Consider the following 1,928-nt stretch of genomic DNA (forward strand, 5'->3'; position numbering starts at 1 on the left):
CCCTCGTCCGCCCCGGCCGCCGCACCCCCGGCGCAGCCGCCGCCGCAGCTGACGGACCGGCAGGTCTCCGCCGCGGTGGCGCAGATCGACGGCTACGTGCGGAACGCGATGGCGAAGACGGGCGTGCCGGGCGCGGCCGTCGCCATCGTGTACAAGGACAAGGTCGTCCACCTGAAGGGCTACGGAGTCCGCCGGCTCGGCTCGCCCGAGACGGTCGACCCGGACACCGTCTTCCAGCTCGCCTCGCTCTCCAAGCCGATCGGCTCGACCGTGGTCTCCGGAGCGGTCGGGCAGAAGACCGTGAAGTGGGACGACCCGATCGCCGCCCACGACCCCGGCTTCGCACTGGCGGACCCGTGGGTGAGCAGCCACGTGACGATCGCCGACCTCTTCTCGCACCGCAGCGGACTGCCCGACCACGCCGGCGACCTGCTGGAGGACCTCGGCTACCAGCGCGACTACATCCTGCAGCACCTGCGCGACCACCAACTCGCACCGTTCCGGGCCAGCTACGCCTACACCAACTACGGCCTGACCGAGGCGGCCGTCGCCGTCGCCAAGGCCAAGGGCGTGGCCTGGGAGGACCTGGCGGCGGACGTCGTCTACAAGCCGCTCGGGATGAACTCCACCAGCTCGCTGCGCTCCGCCTACGACAGCGCCGCGAACAAGGCGACGCCGCACGTGCGGACGGACTCCGGCTGGCAGGTCAGCACCACCCAGAACCCGGACCCGCAGGCCCCCGCCGGCGGGGTCAGCTCCACCGCGCAGGACCTCGCCCGGTGGATGCGGCTGCAACTCGCCGACGGATCGTTCGAGGGCCGGCAGATCGTCGACGCCGCGGCGCTGAACGAGACCCGGCTGCCGCACATCGTCTCCAACCCGCCGCACGCCCCCGCGGGCAACGCCGGCTTCTACGGCCTCGGCTGGAACGTCAACTACGACTCCCGCGGCCGGCTGCGGCTGAACCACTCCGGCGCGTTCGACCTGGGCGCGGCGACCGTGGTGACCCTGCTGCCCTCCGAGCAGCTCGGGATCGTCGTGCTGACCAACGGCCAGCCGATCGGCGTCCCGGAGGCGGTGGCCGAGGAGTTCTTCGACGTCGCCCAGGAGGGCCACGAGACGGTGGACTGGCTGGGCTTCATGGGCAAGGTCGTGCCCGCCGCCGCCGGGGGCCAGGTCTCGCCGACCGACTACACCAAGCCCCCGGCCGGCGCCGCCCCGGCCAAGCCGGACTCCGCCTACCGCGGGACCTACACCAACGGGTACTTCGGGCCGATGACCGTCACCTCGCGGGACGGCAGGCTGGTCATGAGCCTCGGACCGGACAACCTGCAGTTCCCGCTCCAGCACTACGACGGCGACGTGTTCAGCTTCCAGACCCGCGGGGAGAACGCCGTCGGCCTCTCCGGGGTCACCTTCACCGTCGGCCCCGACGGGCGTGCGACCTCGGTGGTGGTCGAGCAGTTCAACCACGACGGCCTCGGGACCTTCACCCGCGGCTGACCCCACCCTACGGGGACCTGACCGGGCGCCAGGTAGCCTCGCCCGAATGACGACCCAGCTGAACGAATCCGTCCGGGCGCTGATCGACGCGCCGATCCCCGCCGTCCTCGCCACCCTCAACCCCGACGGGGCCCCGCAGACCTCCGTGGTCTGGGTCGGCCGCGACGGCGACGACCTGCTCGTCTCCACCGCGGCCGGCCGCCGCAAGGAACGCAACCTGCGCCGCGACCCCCGCGCCAGCCTCACCGTGTACGACCCCGCCGACCCGGACCGGTACGCCGAGATCCGCGGGCTCACCACCGTCACCGAGGACACCGGCCGCGCCCTCGCGGCCGCCCTCGCCGAACAGTACGAGGGCCCCGGCGCCGGCCAGGAGTACCTCGACCTGCCCGCCGAGGTCCTGCGGGTCGTCCTGCGCATCAGCC

The 1,928-nt window shown here is 72.8% G+C and carries 2 protein-coding genes; both read left to right on the top strand.

The features are described from left to right. Positions 1 to 1,503: serine hydrolase (locus ABZ641_RS35375; RefSeq protein ID WP_359988506.1), on the top strand; the 1,503-nt coding region annotated here is incomplete at its 5' end. A gap of 46 nt (positions 1,504 to 1,549) precedes the next feature. Continuing rightward, the coding region (locus ABZ641_RS35380; protein WP_359988508.1) for a PPOX class F420-dependent oxidoreductase at positions 1,550 to 1,928 on the top strand (379 nt) is incomplete at its 3' end.

Origin of the sequence: Kitasatospora sp. NPDC007106 (genome assembly GCF_040634455.1) — a bacterium.
GTDB classification, from domain to species: domain Bacteria; phylum Actinomycetota; class Actinomycetes; order Streptomycetales; family Streptomycetaceae; genus Kitasatospora; species Kitasatospora arboriphila.